General features: G+C 32.0%; 17 protein-coding genes. 12 read left to right on the top strand and 5 right to left on the bottom strand.

The window, feature by feature from the left end; translation table 11 throughout:
- The first annotated feature begins 42 nt into the window (after positions 1-42).
- The 9 genes from ACQH6S_RS03040 (at position 43) to prfA (ending at position 11,709) form a co-directional block, all read left to right on the top strand.
- The gene (locus ACQH6S_RS03040; protein ID WP_425360059.1) at positions 43-1,134 is read left to right on the top strand and encodes an ankyrin repeat domain-containing protein; all 1,092 of its coding nucleotides are present in this window, start codon (positions 43-45) and stop codon (positions 1,132-1,134) included.
- A gap of 104 nt (positions 1,135-1,238) precedes the next feature.
- Positions 1,239-1,787 carry a CDP-diacylglycerol--glycerol-3-phosphate 3-phosphatidyltransferase gene (pgsA, locus tag ACQH6S_RS03035; protein WP_094648700.1) on the top strand — a complete coding sequence of 183 codons (549 nt, stop codon included), beginning with the start codon at positions 1,239-1,241 and terminating at the stop codon, positions 1,785-1,787.
- A 287-nt stretch (positions 1,788-2,074) separates the two neighbouring features.
- Entirely contained in the window at positions 2,075-3,481 is a 1,407-nt protein-coding gene (locus tag ACQH6S_RS03030) for a hypothetical protein (protein WP_425360058.1), read from the top strand.
- Entirely contained in the window at positions 3,478-5,742 is a 2,265-nt protein-coding gene (locus ACQH6S_RS03025) for a tetratricopeptide repeat protein (protein WP_425360057.1), read from the top strand. Before ACQH6S_RS03030 ends, ACQH6S_RS03025 begins: the two co-directional genes overlap by 4 nt.
- A gap of 117 nt (positions 5,743-5,859) precedes the next feature.
- Positions 5,860-6,477: a bifunctional (p)ppGpp synthetase/guanosine-3',5'-bis(diphosphate) 3'-pyrophosphohydrolase gene (locus tag ACQH6S_RS03020; protein ID WP_425364673.1), complete on the top strand. Its 618-nt coding sequence runs from the start codon at positions 5,860-5,862 to the stop codon at positions 6,475-6,477.
- Positions 6,478-6,610: 133 nt separating this feature from the next.
- Entirely contained in the window at positions 6,611-8,524 is a 1,914-nt protein-coding gene (gene thrS, locus ACQH6S_RS03015) for a threonine--tRNA ligase (RefSeq protein ID WP_425364672.1), read from the top strand.
- 261 nt (positions 8,525-8,785) lie between these two features.
- Positions 8,786-9,328 carry a translation initiation factor IF-3 gene (infC, locus tag ACQH6S_RS03010; RefSeq protein ID WP_341749426.1) on the top strand — a complete coding sequence of 181 codons (543 nt, stop codon included), beginning with the start codon at positions 8,786-8,788 and terminating at the stop codon, positions 9,326-9,328.
- A 14-nt stretch (positions 9,329-9,342) separates the two neighbouring features.
- Positions 9,343-10,584: a pyruvate dehydrogenase complex dihydrolipoamide acetyltransferase gene (locus ACQH6S_RS03005; protein ID WP_425364671.1), complete on the top strand. Its 1,242-nt coding sequence runs from the start codon at positions 9,343-9,345 to the stop codon at positions 10,582-10,584.
- Positions 10,585-10,641: 57 nt separating this feature from the next.
- The gene (prfA, locus tag ACQH6S_RS03000) at positions 10,642-11,709 is read left to right on the top strand and encodes a peptide chain release factor 1 (protein ID WP_341758936.1); all 1,068 of its coding nucleotides are present in this window, start codon (positions 10,642-10,644) and stop codon (positions 11,707-11,709) included.
- A gap of 564 nt (positions 11,710-12,273) precedes the next feature.
- Here prfA and ACQH6S_RS02995 read toward each other — a convergent pair.
- From ACQH6S_RS02995 to ACQH6S_RS02975, 5 genes are all read right to left on the bottom strand, one after another.
- Positions 12,274-13,191 carry an Rpn family recombination-promoting nuclease/putative transposase gene (locus ACQH6S_RS02995; protein ID WP_425360053.1) on the bottom strand — a complete coding sequence of 306 codons (918 nt, stop codon included), beginning with the start codon at positions 13,189-13,191 and terminating at the stop codon, positions 12,274-12,276.
- Positions 13,192-13,439: 248 nt separating this feature from the next.
- The gene (locus ACQH6S_RS02990; protein ID WP_341749234.1) at positions 13,440-13,991 is read right to left on the bottom strand and encodes a septation protein A; all 552 of its coding nucleotides are present in this window, start codon (positions 13,989-13,991) and stop codon (positions 13,440-13,442) included.
- A gap of 23 nt (positions 13,992-14,014) precedes the next feature.
- Complete coding sequence (locus tag ACQH6S_RS02985) at positions 14,015-14,830, bottom strand: FTR1 family iron permease (RefSeq protein WP_094648934.1); 816 nt, start codon at positions 14,828-14,830, stop codon at positions 14,015-14,017.
- Positions 14,831-14,847: 17 nt separating this feature from the next.
- The gene (locus ACQH6S_RS02980; RefSeq protein WP_094648933.1) at positions 14,848-15,222 is read right to left on the bottom strand and encodes a cupredoxin domain-containing protein; all 375 of its coding nucleotides are present in this window, start codon (positions 15,220-15,222) and stop codon (positions 14,848-14,850) included.
- Positions 15,223-15,374: 152 nt separating this feature from the next.
- Positions 15,375-17,297: a lytic transglycosylase domain-containing protein gene (locus ACQH6S_RS02975; RefSeq protein WP_425360883.1), complete on the bottom strand. Its 1,923-nt coding sequence runs from the start codon at positions 17,295-17,297 to the stop codon at positions 15,375-15,377.
- 68 nt (positions 17,298-17,365) lie between these two features.
- Between ACQH6S_RS02975 and fabD the strand changes: the two genes are divergently transcribed.
- The 3 genes from fabD (at position 17,366) to ACQH6S_RS02960 (ending at position 20,570) form a co-directional block, all read left to right on the top strand.
- A complete protein-coding gene (gene fabD, locus ACQH6S_RS02970) occupies positions 17,366-18,295 on the top strand; it encodes an ACP S-malonyltransferase (protein WP_425360052.1) in 930 nt (309 codons plus the stop codon).
- A 118-nt stretch (positions 18,296-18,413) separates the two neighbouring features.
- Complete coding sequence (locus ACQH6S_RS02965; RefSeq protein ID WP_375333721.1) at positions 18,414-18,611, top strand: hypothetical protein; 198 nt, start codon at positions 18,414-18,416, stop codon at positions 18,609-18,611.
- A 129-nt stretch (positions 18,612-18,740) separates the two neighbouring features.
- A complete protein-coding gene (locus ACQH6S_RS02960; protein ID WP_341759429.1) occupies positions 18,741-20,570 on the top strand; it encodes a ribonucleoside-diphosphate reductase subunit alpha in 1,830 nt (609 codons plus the stop codon).
- The last annotated feature ends 221 nt before the right edge of the window (positions 20,571-20,791 follow it).

The following is a 20,791-nucleotide window of genomic DNA, read 5'->3' as shown; positions in this document are numbered from 1 at the left end:
TTATTTTATAACTGATATAGGGTATTAATTAAGAGCGTTTTTATGGCAAAAATTAAAATAACAGAAAAAGAGAGAGATAGCTACATATCAAATAAATCATTTTTGGAACATGTTTTCATATATGCTATTAAAGCTGGGGACAATAAAACACTTGAATTGTTAAATAGTAGGTGTCCTAATTTCAATTCTAAAATTAAATCAGAAGATTTATTTCAAGCATTAACGCCCCTAGTCGTAAGTGATAAACATGCAAAGATAGTAAAATTAATAATTAACAAATTTGGTAGTAATTTAAGTCAGCAAAGAGATACAAGAGAGGCAACTTTACTTGATCAAGCTGCTTGCTATGGAGCCGCAAAAATTGTAAAAATCTTACTTGCAAATAAATTTGATCCTAATAATCAAGATTTTTATGGACATACTGCGTTACATCGTGCAGTAACTGTTAATAGTATAAAAACTGTTCGTTTACTGATTAAACATCCTGGAATAGACTTAAATATTCAAGATCAGGACGGCAATACACCACTTCACTTAGCAATTTTTCATAAGGATTATTTAATATTAGGAGAATTAAAAAATGTAGGAGCAAAGCAAAATGTAGCAAATAAAAGAGGTTACAATTATGTTGAACTCCATAAGGCGTTGGTGAAAGAAAGTGCTAAAGTTACAATGCCAAACTTACAACCACCTGAGGAAAAAGAAAACGCCAAATTCTATGAAGGAATGACAAATTTTTATAAGGGTATTTTATCGGATGAAAATCAAGTAGAATATTTTGTTAGGGCTATCAATAGTATAAAAACCTTCCTTAATGGATTGCCAATATCTGACACAAAAGACTTTGCTAGTGAAAGCTTAGTGGCATTAGTTAAATTATATGAATACTATAAATATAAAGATTGTAAAGATAGTAATAAATTACAAAAATATATCATAGATAAAGCAAGAGCTTTGGGGGTGTATGATGTTTTAGCAGTATTACATAATATAAACGAAAAAATTGAGCCTGAGTGTAGTAAACAGGAGTCGGGACTGTTAATTGCATCAATGAGTTTATATGATGATACAGTAGTACCAGTTGGTTCTTTATGCTTTAGTAATGATGATGGTATGAATTTAACTGTAGGATAGATTAGTTTTTTAAGTTATTTTATAAAAAATGGTTCCTATTTTCTTATATTTAGATCATAATCCGTCGTTGTTGTTCATGGGAAAAGATCAAAAAGTAATAATAAATGACTATTGACAAAAATATACCAAATTATCTGACGATAGCTCGTATAGCGGTTATTCCAATTATTGTAATGACCTTTTATCTAGATAGTTCTAAGCTTGCTCATAGAATTGCAGCGATATTATTTATTTTAGCTAGTATTACTGATTTTTTTGATGGTTATCTTGCTAGGAAGTTTGATTTAGTATCAGGATTTGGTAAAATGTTTGATCCTATAGCTGATAAATTATTAGTAGGTTGTGTAATTATAATGTTGGTAAAAAAAGGAGTTGCAGGAGAGATACCGTGTTTATTAATTTTGGCTCGTGAATTTTTGGTGGCTGGGTTACGTGAATTTTTAGCTTTAATTCAAGTAAGTATTCCTGTATCTAGATTAGCTAAGATTAAAACATTTACCCAAATGTTTGCTTTGTCAGTATTAATTCTTGGTTCTAAAGGTTCGGGTATAATTCACATGGATTTAATAGGGCAAATAGCTTTATGGATTGCCGCACTTCTGACTGTCATAACAGGATACTCATATTTGCAGGCTTGCAGTAAATATTTTTAAACAAGTAGGCTTTTGTAAAAAAATTGATTACCAAAAAGCAATATTACTATTAGTTCGTTTTTTCTTTTAAAATAATTATTCATTAACAATGGAAAAAATTAAATTTATTGACATAATAGTAACTTAACGTAGCATAAAAAGTGTGATATATAACTAAATATAGGGGTATTTAAGCTGCGACATGTGGTTATCAAGCAGCTAATGAACCTAAGAGGCTGTCGGGGTAATTATCTTCAACAGTTTCCTAGGGCATTTTGTGTAATTTTCAACTATTAGTTTATTGATTTATGAAAGGGCAAAATTCACCATATCTAGATAAATTAAGAAAAAATTTATTTAAGATATTTACCTTAATTATTATAATTTATAGCACAATTATAATATCATTATATCAATATTATAATGATAAAGTTGAGATGAAAAAAGCACAAATTCTGCAAACCAATTATGACAAAATAGTAGAGGTAAGTATGAATAAACTTTCTTCTTTAGCATATTACTTATCTAGCAATATTCAGGACAAAAACATTTCAATTAACATTACTAGTAGTGAGATTGAGATATGTACTGAAGCACTAAAATGTAAAAATTATAATATTTTCCGTTTTGGGGAACTATTAGATTGGAGTATTCCAGAATTCATTAATTACAAGATAGAACTGAATAAAAATTTTCTTCATTCAAATACTAAAATGCAAAATTATCAAATAGATAAAATATATCATATTAACGATTCTTACCAACTTAATATTAGCCTGGCAATTAATAGTGTATTTTGGCATAAAGTAGAAACAGAGATCAAAAGAAACTTTTGGCTATTAACTGCATTTATTACAGCTAATATGATCTTGTTATATGTTCTATTAAAAATATTATTTAGCAGTTTCAGTAAGTCTTATGCATTACATTATCAAGATGAACATACTGCAGAATTAGAGCAACTCAAACTTAATCATCAAAGAGAATTAAAACATTGTGAAACCTTCCTAATGAAAAAGATTTGGAATAATGATTTTAATAAACAAAAAGATTTGGAAATTAATTGTTTATTTGCTCAGGAAGCTAATCAAATATCGTTGCTTGATAATAATTTCGATAATCAAGAAGATATGCTCAAGGATTATAGGTTAAGAAACTTTGGTGGTAAAGTACCTTGCTCTATAACATTGTACCAAGAAAATAAAATAGAAGAAATTGATACCACTAAATTAGTTGATTTATTTATTGATAGATTTAATCAGGAAGATGAGAATATATCGTTTAAAATTTCCAGTAAAGCAAAAATATTACATTTTTCTTCTAATGCAGCATTGTATCAAATAATTTATAGTGTTATTAGCTATCTATTCTTTTTGTTAAAAAACCAACCTTTTGTTACCAAGCATAATATTAAATTAACTATTGACAGTATAAAGCAAAAGGTGGTACTACATTTTGAATATGATGGTTATCCTATAATGACAGCACAAGAGCTGCTAAAAACGTCAAATAATTTTTTCAAAACCCATGCTAACCCTTTTCTACTTAATCTAAGTCAAGTATTTAATCTATTGCAAACGAATGGTTATAACTATCAAATAAGTCATAATCAAAGTAATGTTATAGAGATTTACTCAAATGATTTGAAGAATTGGAACAACCAACAAGAAGAAAACGTCATTTTATTAAACTCTTTAATTAAGAGAAAAAAATGAATAAGAATTTTTTGCTACTTATAATGTTAATTGTGGTCAATGATTCATTTGCTCAGGAACAAATATCTAATTTGATTATACCAGTTAGTTATTTTGTAAGTCACGAGAAGCAGCGTAATGCACTTAAGGATAGCTTAAGTAAACATAAACAGGTAAGTATAGTAGGCACTAGCGGTATTGGCAAAACGCAATTTGTTAGAATGCATGCCTATGATAATAAGGCTGATTACGATATTATTTGGTTTTTTGATTGTAATGTTGATCTTAATGAGCAATTTGTCAAGTTAGCTAAACAGCTTAATAGTATTAGAAATGCTAATATATCTGAAAATATTACTTTAGCAAAGAAGGAAGTAATATCGTATTTAACTGACAAAAATAAGTGGTTATTAATATTTGATAATCTAAAAATTAATGAAAATAACAAAATTCAAGAGTTTATTGATTGGGAGAGTAATGGAAATATAATATTTTGTTCGCAAGATAGTGAGAAATTACCTAACACTATAGAAATGGCTTTATTTGACAAAGATACTACCGCTATTTTAGCTAGTAATTTATTAAGTAATAAAGACGAAAAAGATATTGAATTTTTAATAAAAGCATTTAATGGTTACCCTATACTTATAGTTCAAGGCATTCAATTATTAAATAAGATCAAAGGTTTAGATAGAGAAGAATATAAGAATAAAATTTATCACTCAGCTGATAAAATAACAACAAATATTAATATGGCTATACAGGGATTAAAGCCTAGTGCAGTAAAGTTACTTAATAAAATAGCTTTACTAAATAATCAGAGTTTCTCAAAGCAACTACTTAGTGTCATTACTGATAGTAAAGATACTCTAGATGACGATATATATAAATTATCTAAGTTCCTACTGATTAGCAGCATTGATCCTAACCAAGGTAATCATATTTTTGAGATGCATGATATTATTGCTAATAAGATCATGGAGCTAAATGGAGCTAAAAACAATAAAATGTATTTAGAAGATATTATTTTAAAACTACCTAAACCTAAAAATTCGGTATTGTTGATACATATATGGAGAGAATCAAAGACTATACGTGAAAATCTGAAAATTCTTTTCAAAAATTCGGAAAAATATAATATTGGCGTATATGCAATGCTTAATTTAAGAGCTGATTTACTCTCTTTATGTATAAATGATAGTAATATATGTAAAGTAAAAGAAATGACAGATTGGTTCGAACAAAAATATAAGGAAGGTAACTTTAAACTTTGGAAAATGTCCGAAAATCAAAAATATCATTATGCTCGATATTTAGGAACAATAGGGGCGTATAATAGAATGTCCTTAACAAATTTTGAAGTGGCTATTTCTTACGTTACTCAAGCATTAAAGATTTTAGATGATCTTAATGATTGTGATGCCTTAAAATTTATTTTAGACTTACACTTATCTAAATCTCAAGTATCTTTAGGTCATATAAAAATTACCGAAGAACGCCTTGAAAAAATGCAAAAATTATTAAAACAAGAACTCCAAGAATCTGATGTATTTGTAATATATTCTTTAAAGGCAAGCTTATTTTTTATCCAAGGTAGATATGATGAGGCTTTAGTTTATATCGATAAAAATATTGAGGTACTTACAAAAAACGGATTACCCCCTAATAATAGATATTATACTTCATCTTATCTACTTAGGGCGGCAATACTAAACTATCTTGGTAGATATCAAGAATCCTATGCTCAAGCTAAACAATTATGTGACATGTATCATTTACAAGGTGAAGGGATTGCTTATGCTTCCAAGCAAGTGGCAAGGATTTATACACAATTGGCAAGAAGTGAATTGGGACTGGGTAAGATGGATGAATGTCTAGATCACATTAATAAAGCTATAGACCTATATTTAGCAAAGAGTAGAGATGTTAATGATACAAATTATTATGAAAATCCGGATCTGGCGGCTAGTTATGTGGTACAAGGTGAGATTTTATTTGCTCAAGATAATATTAAAGAAGCAATAGCATCTTATAAAAAAGCTTATACTATATATCATTATTTATATAAAGATAATCGTCAAAATATTGCACAAGTTAGTTACTTATATAGTCAAGCAGCTATAGCCGCCTGTAAATCAAAAGATTTATATAATTATAAATTCTTTGGTAAATCTCAAGTTAAAGAATTCGGCATACGTCACCCTAATACTACTGCCATGTTTGAATATTGTGAACAATATGACATGGATTTATGGAAAAAGCAAGTTAAGGTTTATAACTAATTCGATAACAAATTATATTATTAAAATATCTTATTTATAACTTAATAATTTAGTCATTGACAGGAAGTGGTAATTTTTATTAATATCTCTAAAATATTATAGAGTAATATGAGTTTTATGTTATATAATTTCCACAAGATTGTCAGTACTATTGGTACTAGTTTGCATGAGAGTTCTATAGTAGAGAACATATCATATAGGCTAAAAGACCCTGCTTCTGTCTTAAAGAAGCTGTTAAGAAAGAATATTGATTTTCATCAATTAACTGATCTAGTGGCTCTTAGAATTATAGTTGATAAGCAAGAAGATTGTTACAAAGTATTGGATATTCTTCATGATCTATATCCTAACAATCTTGAGAAATATAAAGACTATATTATTAATCCTAAGCATAATGGTTATAGTTCTCTGCATGTCGTGCTTGCCGTTGGGACACCTAGTCGTAATGTGGAAATACAGATACGAACCAATCAGATGCATGATATAGCAGAATTTGGTACCGCTAGTCATGGTGAATATAAAAAATCACAAGAAGCGAGAATAGAAGAATTATTTTCTACAACATTATCTAATATAGATGCTATTTATAGAGGGCTAAATAATGCATATAAGCTTTTTGAACAGTTTAATTGGACTATGCTGGAGTTAGTTGCTTATGAACAAGAAATCCAAGATGTTTGGAATAATTGTCAAGATGACTTACAAGCAATACGTGAACAATTATTAGAAGAGTAGGTATAGTCAATTAGGGAAAGATTGGTGACATCCTTTTTGTTGAAACAAATGGCTAATTAGCTATATTAAAATTTAAGTTGAATATAAGCTATTAACAATATAATATGGAGATGTTGAAATTAGATAAGATACAATGATTACTATTACTTTTCCAGATGGAACACAAAAGCAATTTACAAAAAATATTACGGGGTTGGAGATAGCTAGTCAAATCTCTACTTCTCTAGCAAAAGATGCTTTGGTTATTGAGGTAAATAATGAGCTAAAGGACTTAAGCTTGCCGATAGAATTTGATTGTAATTTAAGAATTCTAACCTATAAAGATTCTAAATGCTTAGAGGTAATACGTCATGATGCTGCTCATATAACAGCGGAGGCAGTTAAAGAATTATTTCCCAATATCCAGGTAACTATAGGACCAGCTATTGAAAATGGCTTTTTTTATGATTTTGCTAAGGAGCAACCTTTTTCATCGGAAGATTTGCTGAAGATAGAAGCAAAAATGCATGAGATTGTTAAAAGAAATGATAAAATCACTAGAGAAGTATGGAATCGTGATCAAGCTATAGAATTCTTTAAATCAATTGGTGAACATTATAAAGCTGAAATAATCTCGGAAATTCCGGACAATGAGGATATTACCTTATACCGGCAAGGTAATTTTATTGATCTTTGTCGTGGTCCGCATGCTCCATCAACTGGCTTCATTAAACATTTTAAATTAATGAAAGTAGCAGGAGCATATTGGCGAGGTGATAGTAAGAACCCTATGCTACAAAGAATCTATGGTACAGCTTGGGCAACAAAAGAGCAGTTGGACAATTATCTGTATATGCTTGAAGAGGCAGAGAAACGTGATCATAGAAAATTAGGGCGGGAACTTGATTTGTTCCATTTTCAGGAAGAAGCTCAAGGTATGGTATTTTGGCATGATAAGGGTTGGAACATATACCGCACTATCGAACAATATATCAGAAATAAAATTAGAAAAATGGGGTATATTGAGGTAAAAACTCCGGTACTTGTTGATAAAAGCTTGTGGGAATCTTCTGGTCACTGGGAAAAATTTAGGGAAGATATGTTTGCTCTAAATCTTGCTGATGATAAAACGCTGGCTATGAAACCAATGAATTGTCCATGTCATGTGCAGATTTTTAAGCAAGGTATCAAAAGTTATCGAGATTTACCATTGCGTATGTCTGAATTTGGTTTATGTCATAGAAACGAGGCATCTGGAGCATTGCATGGTTTGATGAGAGTAAAGGCTTTTAGGCAAGATGATGCCCATATTTTCTGTACCGAAGAGCAAATTAACAGCGAGACAGTAAAATTTTGTAGTCTCTTAACCGAGATTTATAAAGATTTTGGCTTTTCGGATATAAAAATTAAATTTTCAGATCGTCCTAAGGTAAGGGCTGGCAGTGATGAAGTTTGGGATAAAGCCGAAAATGCTCTAAAAAATGCCGTAAAAGAAGCCGGTTATTCTTACATATTAAACCCTGGTGATGGAGCATTTTATGGACCAAAACTAGATTTTTGTCTTAAAGATTCAATAGGTAGAGAATGGCAATGCGGTACTCTACAGGTTGATTTTGTCTTACCAGAACGTCTTGATGCCCACTATATTGCAGCAAACGGTGAGAAAAAGAGACCAGTAATGTTGCATAGGGCTGTAATTGGTTCTTTTGAACGATTCATTGGTATATTAATTGAAGAATATGCCGGACGATTCCCTCTATGGTTAGCTCCTGTACAAGTAGCTATTGCTACTATCACTAGTGATTTAAATGATTATGCACTTGAGGTGCATAAATTATTGGTTAGTGAAGGGGTAAGGTCAGATATTGATATTTCGCCTGAAAAGATTAATTATAAAATACGTTGTTTTTCTAATGATAAAGTGCCTATAATAGCTGTTGTTGGTAAACAGGAAATGGCAAATAATACTGTGACTATAAGACAACTCGGATCTGATCAACAAGAAATTATTTCTTTAGAAAATCTAGTAAAGCTTGTGAAAGATCAGAATACCCGCTATTTAACGTAAGTGGTATTTTGAATATAGCTAAATGTCATTGCGAGTCCACTCACTCCTTCATTGCGAGGAGCTGCAAAGTGGCAACGAAGCAATCCATAAAGGTAATTAGAAATGGATTACTTCAATGCTACTAAAGTAGCTTCTCGCAATGACAGTTGAGGTTTATGTACTCCTTGCAATGACGAGTTAACTAGAATGGGTTAGTTATATGCTCAAAATAATTTGAGTAATAATATAATTTTATTTAAACAATAATTATGGAGAAGTTTTATTTCTGGAGTTAAGAGCAGTAATTTTCCGAAGGCTAATAGGGAAATTAGGGCTAGTCAAGTTCGTTTAGTCGGTGAAAATGGTGAGATGCTTGGCATCGTCAGTATTAGGGAAGCTTTGGAGTATGCCGAAAAGGCTGCTTTAGATTTAGTAGAAATTTCACCAAATGCTGAGCCTCCTGTCTGTAAGATATTGAATTTTGGTAAGTTTAAATATGATAGTAAAAAACGTATTCAAGATTCCAGGAAAAAACAAAGAATTATTGTCCTTAAAGAGATGAAGTTTAAGCCAAACATTAGTCAGGGTGATTTTGATGTGAAGCTTCGTAAAATCAAGGATTTTTTGAAGGAAGGTGACAAAGTAAAAATCTCCTTATGGTTCAAAGGTAGAGAGATTATCCATAACGATATTGGTATGAAGTTATTTGACCGTATATTGTTAGAACTAGAAGGTTTGGCTAAGATTGATTCTGCTCCTAAAATGGAGGGTAAACAGATAATTATGTTAGTCAGTCCTAATACCATAAAAATACCAACGAACTAATTAGAACTAATATTATGCCAATTAAGATTCTCATGCCTGCTCTATCCCCAACTATGACTGAAGGGAATGTTAGCAAATGGCTAAAAAAAGAAGGAGATAAGGTTGTTCCAGGGGATGTTATAGCAGAAATAGAGACAGATAAAGCTACTATGGAAGTGGAATCTGTAGATGAAGGGGTTCTTGCTAAAATAATTGTACCACAAGGTACAGAGAATGTAGCGGTCAACTCACTTATTGCTGTATTACTTGAAGAAGGTGAAGATATAAGCTTATTGGATAATTTTATAGCAAGTAGTGATAATGTTGCTAAATCATCTGAAAAGCCGGCAATAGTTGTAGAGGAAAGTAAATCAGTTAATTTAACTCCGGAAAACGAAACAATAAAAGATACTGCTAGAGTATATGCTTCACCTTTGGCTAGAAGATTAGCAGCTATTGATAATATTGATTTGTCAAATATTCAAGGTAGTGGACCACATGGTAGAATAATTAAAAAAGATGTATTATCCTACTTAGTGCAACCAACAAATAGTGGTAAGATTAGGGCGGTGAACAGAAATAACCAGGAATACAGGTCTGTCCCCAATAACAATATTCGTAAAATCATCGCTAAACGTTTACTTGAATCTAAACAAACCATTCCACATTTCTATCTCTCAATAGAATGTAATATGGATAAGTTGCTTGATATTAGAGAAGATATCAATAAATCGCTGATAGAAGAGAGTAATATTAAAATTTCTGTCAATGATTTTGTTATTTTAGCAGTAGCCAAAGCTCTAAAAATTGTACCGGAAGCAAATGCCAGTTGGGATGAATCTGCTATTCGATATTATAATAACGTCGATGTATCAGTTGCTGTAGCAATCGATAACGGTCTTATAACACCTATCGTCAGAAATGCCGATCAAAAAGATTTGGTGACATTATCCCGCGAATTACAAACTCTTATAAAAAAAGCCCGGGATAATAAATTAACTCCTGAAGAATTTCAAGGGGGTGGTTTTTCCGTCTCTAACCTAGGTATGTACGGTGTTAAGAGCTTTAATGCTATAATAAATCCACCACAAAGCTGTATCCTAGCAATAGGAGCAAGTTCAAAACGTCCAATAGTTGACAATGATCAGATAAAAATTGCTACTATGATGGATGTTAGCCTTTCTTCTGATCACAGAGTTGTTGATGGTGCTGTTGGAGCCAAATTTTTGACTTCATTCAAAAAATTTATAGAAAGCCCTGCATTGATGCTTATATAATTTCTGATTTGCATCTTATCTTCATCACAACTTAAAACTTAAATCATAGAATAAATTATGAGCTTTTCTGATAATCTAGTAAAAATCTTAAACAAATATGAAGAAATATCAAAAAAATTAAGCACTGGTATAGTCGGAGAAGAATTTATCAAAGCATCGAAGGAATATGCTGGGCTAGAGCCAATTGTTCAAACAATTAATGAATATAATAAATCTACATCCGAGTTACGCGATATCAAAGAAATGGCACAAGAAGCAAATTTAGACCATGATACACAATCAATGATATATGATGAAATACATCGTTTAGAAGCTCTGATGCCTAAACTAGAAAGGGCGGTAAAACTTTCTTTGTTACCAAAAGACGAAGCTGATACAAAAAATGCTATTATCGAGGTAAGAGCTGGTAGCGGTGGAGAAGAAGCGGCATTATTTGCAGCAACTTTATTTAATATGTATCACAGATACGCCGAATTAAAAAGCTGGCGTTTTGAAATATTATCAATCTCAGATACTGGTATTGGTGGATATAAAGAAGCATCAGCCTTGATTCAAGGACGCGATGTATTCTCTAAACTTAAATTCGAATCAGGCGTCCACCGAGTGCAAAGAGTCCCTGAGACTGAGTCAAGTGGGAGGATCCATACTTCGGCAGCTACCGTTGCTGTCTTGCCTGAAGCAGAAGATGTAGACGTTAAGATCGATGACAAAGATTTACGAATTGATACATATCGAGCATCGGGAGCAGGTGGACAACATGTCAATACCACCGAATCAGCGGTAAGAATTACCCATTTACCAACTGGTATTGTCGTTGCCTTACAAGATGAAAAATCACAGCATAAAAATAAAGCTAAAGCTATGAAAATTCTTCGTTCTAGGGTTTATGAAGCAGAGCGATATAAAAAAGATATGGAAAGAGCCGAAGTACGTAAAGGTCAAGTTGGTTCTGGTGATAGATCGGAAAGAATTCGTACCTATAACTTCCCGCAAGGCAGAGTATCTGATCATAGAATTAACCTAACTCTCTATAAAATAGAAGATGTCGTAAAAAATGGGCAGTTAGACGAATTTATTGAAGCTTTAATATCGGCTGATGAGGCAAAAAAACTTTCAGAAGTTTAACGTTATTAAGAGGAGTCATTTTGTGACAATGAAGTAATCTTAAATTGTTGTTCTTAGCAACGTTGTCATTCGCTTGACTTAGTTTCATCCCTGTGAAAGTAGGTATCTAGTACTACAGTTGTAGTTTAGATGTGAGCATTCACGATTTTTTTGTGATGAATAAAAAAACCTGATCACCAAGCGTCATTGCGAGGAGACCGTAAGGTCAACGAAGCAATCCATTTCTAATCACTTTCCTGGATTGCTTCGTCGGTCTGGCAACCTCCTCGCAATGACATCTTATACTTTAACCTTTTTTCCGTGAACACTCACATTCAATCTACAACTGTAGTACTAGGAAACTAGCAAAATATGATGCAAGTGGCAAGATAATTGTGGAGTTAGGGAAGAAGGTTGATAGCATTAATGCTGCTGCTAAAAAGAGCTAATTTCTGAGGATAGCAAGCTTAGCGGGCTGTAGATTTAGGGATAATTTCTAACGAAGTTCTCCACAATTCCACAGCCACAACTACAGCAATCTAAATTTTCAAAATATTTGGAACACCCAATTATTGCATTTTCAGCTTATTGCATTTTCAGCAATTCATTAATTTTATTAATAGACATACCTGTCATCTTAGCAATTGACCCCACAGAATTGCCATTCTTTAACAACAGCTTTACCAATTCAGCTTTACCCTCAACTTTACCTATATGGATACCTCTGGCTTCACCTTCTTCAATATATTTTTGTGCAACAGTTCTCATAATGTTCCCTTTTTCTTCTTCTGACAAATACTTAGCTAGTAGCTCTTCTAATTCTGATTGTCTTGCCTCAGGTAATTTTATGTCAGTGTACCATAAAAACGATTTTATGTAAATATAGCCTTTTTCCTTATCTACTAATATCTCTAATTTAAACCTTTGAAGAAATTCTTCCCAAAGCTTTATCATATCTCGTTGATGAATATGCTTGAGCATATATTCTAACATCCCAATATGCTTCTTCTTCATTATTTCATCATCAGACATGCTTTGTAAATCAACCAATTGATAATCCTCTGTCATTAATTTCTTGGCTATAATTGCATCAGTAAATAAACTCCATAAATTCCTAGGAGCAGTATACACTTCCCTCCCATTATAAATCACTAAATTATATACTAATGGTAATTTCTTTCTTCCTTTTTTATGCCTTTCACACAATAATAATGTGTATTTCCATAATCGTAAAGCTGTCCAATAATCAACGCCCGACTGAGCCTCAATCAACACATACACAAAAGCCTTACCCTGATTCTTGGTAGCAACTCCATATACTATATCACTACATTTCTTGTTTAAAGATTCCTCTATGTAGCTTTCTTTTTCTACTGTTATTTTTGATAAATCTACTAAACTCTTAAAATCATTCGGCAAATAATATTCCAAAAATTCTTGAGCTGCCACAGGATCAGCCATTATTGTTTTGACTAATGAATCATGCTTTAACTTTTTTGTCATTTTTCTACTTACTTATTAAGCTATTGTTTAGCTAAACTAGTACCTATAATACCTTGATCATGATATTCCAGCAATTGCTTTCTATCAATCTGTCAATAACATTTTAAATTCGAATAAATAATTTGTTGTGCCTGGAAATTTTATCATTCCCTGATCTCTCAGGCACTCTTTGCCACAACAACACTGAAGTCGGAACGCAAAACAGGATTGTTACGACCACTACGTTATCTGGCAATGACTCTTAGAGTTCAGCTTATGTCATCTGTTGAGTCTGGCAGTTTGTTCTTTAAGATAAAAGGTATTTGTAGCAATAGGAAAATGAACATTATAGGTATTGCTCCAAATATTTTAAATATAACCCATGTAGATTCTGCAAAATTACGCCATACTATTTCATTTAATATTGCCATGAACAGGAGGAAAGCCGCGGTTCTATAGCTTAAAATATTCCAATTTTTATCTTCAAGTTGGACAAAATGATTAAACATATATTTCATAAATGCCTTATTTCTTACTGCACTGATAAAAAATGTACCACAAAAAATTAAATATAGAATAGTCGGTTTGATCTTGATATACATAGAGTTACCACTGATCAAAACTATACTAGCTGAGACTAATAACACTCCAGAAGATATTAATAATGATCTTGAAACTTTGCCTTCTATAAAATAACACAAACTAACGCAAATAATTGAAGTAATAAGTATATATAACGTTGCACTTTGCATGCTACCGCCATAAAAATAGCCAATAAAAAACGCTATAAGCGGAGCAATTTCTGATAAAAAATTAAGCATAAATTAGGTTTATTTCTCTGTTACTAGTTTTTTGTGCATCTGATTTTCATTTGTATAAAGATATTAATTAATCCTAGAGTACAAATATAAAAAATGACTTGTAAGCCATTAGGCTTAGCAATATATCCAGTAATCATATTTAGAAATTTACCATAAATGCTGTTATCAGAAACTAGCCATGAGCTATCCCAAAGCTGGTCTGGCAGAATAGTAATAATTCCTGAAGAAGTCAATATACCAGCCGCTTCTGCTGCAAAGCCGCTAGCAATAAGCATTAGTAAAATTGAAGATATACGAAATATATATTGTTGGTTTGCTAATTTTATAAAACCTAAATATATAACGATACCAAGTGTTAGTCCGCTAACCATACCAATAATTAACCCTAGTAGATAACTATTAGCATCAATTACTTCAACTGAGGAAATACTGTAAACTAATAAAATAATTTCCATTCCTTCTCGAAGAATAGTTGCTGCAACAATCAATATTAGCATTATATAACTACTATCGCCGCTACTAATCTTTACAGACAAATCATTAAGATGTCGCTTTATCTTAATACCATAACCTTGCATCCATACTATAGTCCAACCAATTAACACAACTGTTAGTAGAATAACTGCAGAATTAAATATCTCATCCCCCATGCCACTAAATGATATGGATATAGTGCGAGTGAAGAACGCGAATAATGCAGCAGATACTGTGCCAAGCATCACTCCAGCAATTATATAAATTCTAGATTTTTCTAATTGTTTTGTTACAGCAAGTATTACCCCAAGCAACAAAGCTATTTCCAGACATTCTCTAAATACTACTAACGCTATTTTAAACATTTAAACCGTAAATAAATTTAATTAACAATGAGAGACCCTTGAGCCGTCTCTTGGTGAAAATCTCCGAAGAAATCATATTTACCAGGAGCTAAAGGGGCAAGTATTATATTTATAGAATCATTTGGCATAATGATCTTTTCGCGGTGCAGATCATGACTTTCAAACTCCTCTACAGTATTATCTTGATTGTGGATAATAAAACGAATTTTCTTACCACTAGGTACTGTAATAACATCAGGTTCAAATCTATGGTTTTTTATGACCGTTACAATTTCTAACATAGCAGTATCTGTATTATTTTCAGATTCAACTTTATTATTAATTATAAAAATTATTATTCCTGATAATAGAACAACGCCTATAAAGAGTCCAATGGTAGCTTTTCTTTTCATAATTTTAACTCGAAAGCTTTATTAAAGTTACAAAATACACTAATATAATCATAATCACAAGTATATATAGTAGAGTATAGTTTTTTTGTTTCTTATTTTTTGATAATTTCATAAGTATCCTTCCTATATTATACAGTATAATTGTATTACCACTAAGTTAAAAGATCGTGTTTTAATTTTAAATTATTATTTTTATTAATTATAGTCCTATAAACTTGTATATTTTCCAACACACGTTGCACATAATTCCTAGTGTGAGGATATGGTATCAGCTCAATCCAATCAATTACTTGCCATAAATTTTTTAGCTTTCGTGGATCACCAAACAGATCAATCCACTTTGATATGGTATTAGGACCAGCGTTATAAGATGCGATAGTTAGAATATATGACCCATCAAATCGTTGTAACAGTGTTTTTAAATAATTGCTACCTAGCATAATATTATATTCAGGATCAGTGGTTAGTTTTTTAATGTTACATTGATGATTAAGAGATTCTGCAGTATCACAGGCAGCGGCTTTTTCAAGTTGCATTAGCCCATGACCTTTAGCGTCATTAATGGTGTATTGATTAAAACCCGATTCATGTCTGATAATACTATATGTTAAAGCCTCCTCTACAGGAGAGGTTTTTACTGCCTTTATATGCGTGATAGGGAAAGCATAATCTTTAATAAAAACATGATATTGACAAGCGATTCTTGCTATTTCTACCATATGGAAAATATTATCATAGCTACTAATTAGCTTAGTAATTAATAAAATTTCAGATGGCTCTGATGATTTTCTAATAGCCGTATCAGCATATAAAAAAGCTAAACCATACTTACCATATTTAATTAAATGTTTTATGGCTCTAATAATTTCACTATTTTCCAAATTAGGCTTAATGGATTTAGGTTTTTGTGGTAGAATTAAGTGATTCGTTTTAAGCTCAATATTTGCCAACTGCCCATAAAAACGATCAGAATATTTAGCCGCCATATTATAAAATTTATTTGCTTGTTTCATATCCCCTTTTGCTTGATATGTTCTAGCTAGCCAATATTGTCCCCTTGATATACTTAATGGCTTTGTTGTAAGTTTCATAAATTTATTAAAATGACTTAAAGCAAGGTCAGGTTTATGTAAGAATCTAAGAGCAAGCCAACCACTAAGCCACTCTGCTTCTCTGATATATTCATGGCTTACAGTAAGAGGTATAGTAATTGTTTTATAGCTATTGGCAAAATCTTTTTGGTCAATAAATTCTCTGGCGTAATAGGATTGTAGGCGACCCCAACGGGCAGAATGTATGTTATCTGGCTTTACTTTTTTAAATAGAGCGATACTTTTGCTGGTGGGGATATCTTTTTTTTTGGAATCCAAATAGTGAAATAATAAAGCAGGGGTATAATATTTTTCTGATACTTTTTGAAAGAATTTTTCACTGTCACTGGACTGGTTTAGTATAGCAATTTGGGCAAGGAAATTTTGTTTATAGCCATTACTCACATAGTGCATATATTTTTTGGCACTATTAATATCGGTTTCCCATAAATATTGATCAATTTTTTTCACATGATCTTCTTCACGTAATATATTTTTGAAATTAGTTAAATATTGTTTTTCTTCTGGAGCAGTAAAGACGCCATAAATCCAACCGTTTTTTATAATTTTTGCTAATTTCTGTTGATCTTTTATTAATTGTTTAGCAGCTAAAGCGTAGAACTTATAGCCTAAAGGCGTGATTGGTTCGTTTTTATTAAACCAATTTATGATTAAAGTTTTGTCTGTGCCATAATTTAGATATTGTTCAGCTCTCTCTTTTAGTTTGTTGATATGTGGCCAGTGGGGATTATCTTGTATAAAATTTATTACCGATGCAAAATTATTCTTTTTATAATTTTGGTCTAAGAACTGTTGAGACATGACAATTTTGATTAAAGCTTGATCTTTTGAAGCTTTTGCCATCTTTTCACAATCTTGCCATTCTTTGTTGTCTAGATGGGTAAAAGTGTTTTTAATAAAAGTATCTTTATCATAGATCAATGCCATTGACTCTGATGTTAATAGTTCTAGAATGATTAAAATCATTGACAGTATTGTCTGAATTCTCATAATCGGCAGTGGGTAAATTATAATTATTATAAGGTGTTATTATGAATAGAGCATTTGTCTTTCCAGGTCAAGGATCACAAATAGTTGGTATGGGAAAAGAGTTTTATGATAATTTTCAAGTAGCAAGAGAGACCTTTGAAATTGTCGATGATACTCTTGGCAGAAAATTAAGTCATATTATCTTTAACGGATCAAGTGAAGATTTGACTTTAACAATTAATGCCCAACCGGCACTAATGACCATCTCTATGGCAATAGTGAATGTTATTAAACAACAAACAAATAGCAATATTAGTAATCTGTGTTCATATGTTGCTGGTCATTCTTTAGGAGAATATAGCGCATTATGTGCAGCAGAAAGTATAAATCTACAAGTAACTACCGAATTGCTAGCGGTACGTAGTAAGTCCATGCAAGAAGCCTATCCGCTAGGTGAGGGTTTAATGGCAGCATGTATAGGCATTCCTCTGGAAAAGCTGGAACAGATTATGAAAGAAATTACCAATTTTGATATAGCTAACGATAATATAAAAGGGCAAATAGTAATTAGCGGTGAGATTATGGCAGTGCAACGGGTAATGTCTATTGTAAAAGATTTAGGATACAAAGCTATTAAATTAAATGTAAGTAGTCCTTTTCATTGTAGTTTGATGAAGCCAGCAGAAGATAAAATGGCACAAGCTTTAGATAAAATAACAATTAACAAGCCGTTCGTTCCGGTGATACAAAACGTTACAGCCAAACCAACAACTAATCCTATAGAGATAAAGAAAAATTTAATCTCACAGATTTGTGGTAGAGTGAGGTGGCGTCAAACTTTAGATAAATTAGAAAATCTAGAAATAGAACAAATAGTTGAAATCGGTGCAGGTAAGGTTTTGACGAATATGCTGAAAAAAACTGACCATAAATTTAATTTGATTAATGTTTCCACTATAGCAGAATTGGAAGAATTTCTTAAAATTATATGATAATATTATTATCTACAATTAAAGAGTGAGGAATTAATGCCGAAAGTCATTACAGTAACAGATATGGTGCGATCTTTTTTAGACATTATTGGACGAGTGCATTATCAAGGAGAAAGTTTTGATATTAAAAAAGGAACAAAGTATAGTTGCAAGGCTAGTACCAACACAAAACAAGCCGACGCTTACGTTGGGCGAATTAAATGAATTTTTTGAGAATGGACCGCATCTTGATAAAGATGATATAGAGGGATTTGAAGAAGACATTAATGTTATTAAGTCTTTAAAGTTAACGGATTGGGGGAATAAATGGGATTAGTAATTGATAGTTCAGTAATTCTTGTATTTAATGTTAAAATAAAAATCTGCTATAATTTAGATTTTTTTCATTTATTATAATCAGATTCAGTTATAATCACAACTTAATTCAAAAACTAAGAAATACAACATGACAACGCAAGCAAATACTAAATTTCCTATAGAAATTGATAAGAAACGAGATAATTTATTGACTAATTTTGGTAAAGCCGTCCTAAAGGATAGGTACTTATTAGCCGGAGAGGATTTTCAGGATTTATTCGCTAGAGTCGCTAGCTACTATGCTGATAATACCCAACATGCCCAGCAATTATATGAGTATATAAGCAAGCTGTGGTTTATGCCAGCCACTCCAGTTCTGAGTAATGGTGGAACTGATAGAGGGATGCCGGTTTCTTGTTTTTTGAATGAAACAGATGATAGTTTAGAAGGTATTGTAGACCTTTGGACGGAGAATGTTTGGCTAGCTTCGCGTGGTGGTGGTATAGGAAGTTACTGGGGCAACGTTCGTTCAATTAATGAGGAAATTAAAGGCAAAGGCACTTCTTCTGGCATTATTCCATTTGTCAAAGTTGTGGATTCTATGACCTTAGCTATTTCCCAAGGGTCAATTAGACGTGGTAGTGCTGCTATATATTTACCAATTGACCATCCAGAAATTGAGGAGTTTATCGATTTAAGACGTCATACAGGTGGTGATACTAATCGTAAAGCTTTGAACATTCATCATGGTATAGCTATAACAGATGCCTTTATGCAAGCAGTAGAAAATGATGAGGATTTTTCTTTAATTAGCCCTGATACTAAAAAAGTTGTACGGGTAGTTAAGGCAAGAGAGATATGGGTGAAGTTATTAACTACTAGAATAGAAACTGGAGAACCTTACATAATATTTATTGATACTATCAATAAATATATTCCTGAACATCATAAAAAACTTGGGCTACAGGTAAAAACTTCAAATCTTTGTAGTGAGATTACTTTACCAACTGGTATTGATCATTTGGGTAAAGCGAGAACTGCTGTTTGTTGCCTATCTTCGGTAAATTTAGAATATTTTGATGATTGGCAAAATGATCCAGAGTTTATTCCTACCGCCATGCGTTTTCTAGATAATGTTCTTGAAGATTTTATCACTAAAGCCCCAAACACTATGGAGCGAGCAAAATATTCAGCCATGCGTGAACGCAGCGTAGGGTTAGGGGTTATGGGTTTTCACTCATTCTTACAATTAAAGGATGTGCCGGTAGAATCGGTAATGGCAAAGGTTTGGAATAACCAAATATTTGAACATATTCATAAAGAAGTTGATAGAGCTTCCGTAATTTTATCTGATGAACGTGGGTCTTGTCCTGATGCAGATGAAGTAGGTAGTAAAGAGCGTTTTAGTAATAAAACAGCTATTGCTCCGACAGCATCAATCTCAATTATTGCTGGTAATAGTTCGCCTGGAATTGAACCATTTGCGGCTAATAGTTTTATCCAAAAGACTCTTACCGGATCTTTTAATGTACGTAATAAATATTTAGAAAAATTGTTAAATAGCAAAGGTTTTAATAATGATCAAGTTTGGTCATCAATTGCCACGCATGAAGGCTCAGTTCAACATTTAACTTTTTTATCTGCTCATGAAAAAGAGGTTTTTAAAACGGCACATGAGATTGATCAAAATTGGCTTATTGATTTAGCAGCAGATAGGACGCCACATATTTCGCAATCTCAATCTCTAAATCTTTTCTTAGCAGGTAATGTAAGTAAGATGTACTTAAATAATATCCATTTTAGAGCCTGGAAAAAAGGAGTAAAGAGTTTATATTATTGTAGATCAACCTCAATTCAAAGACCCGATAAAGTATCACACGATGTCAAGAAAGTAGATTTTAAAGATATTGAAATAGCTAATAAGAAAAAACAAGAAGAAGAGTCTTCTAAATATGATGAGTGTTTAGCCTGTCAATAATTTTTGATATCTAGGTTTGTCATATAGATTGCTTCGTAGTGCTTACGCACTTCTCGCAATGACGAATTAATAGGTACGTCATTGCGAGCGAACGTATGTGAGCGTGGCAATCCATGAAGCTTGTCATATAGATTGCTTCGTAGTGCTTACGCACTTCTCGCAATGACGAATTAATAGGCACGTCATTGCGAGTGAACGTATGTGAGCGTGGCAATCCATTA

This window comes from Candidatus Tisiphia endosymbiont of Mystacides longicornis (assembly GCF_964031095.1).
Taxonomy (GTDB): domain Bacteria; phylum Pseudomonadota; class Alphaproteobacteria; order Rickettsiales; family Rickettsiaceae; genus Tisiphia.
This window is presented reverse-complemented; position numbering and strand designations above follow the sequence as displayed.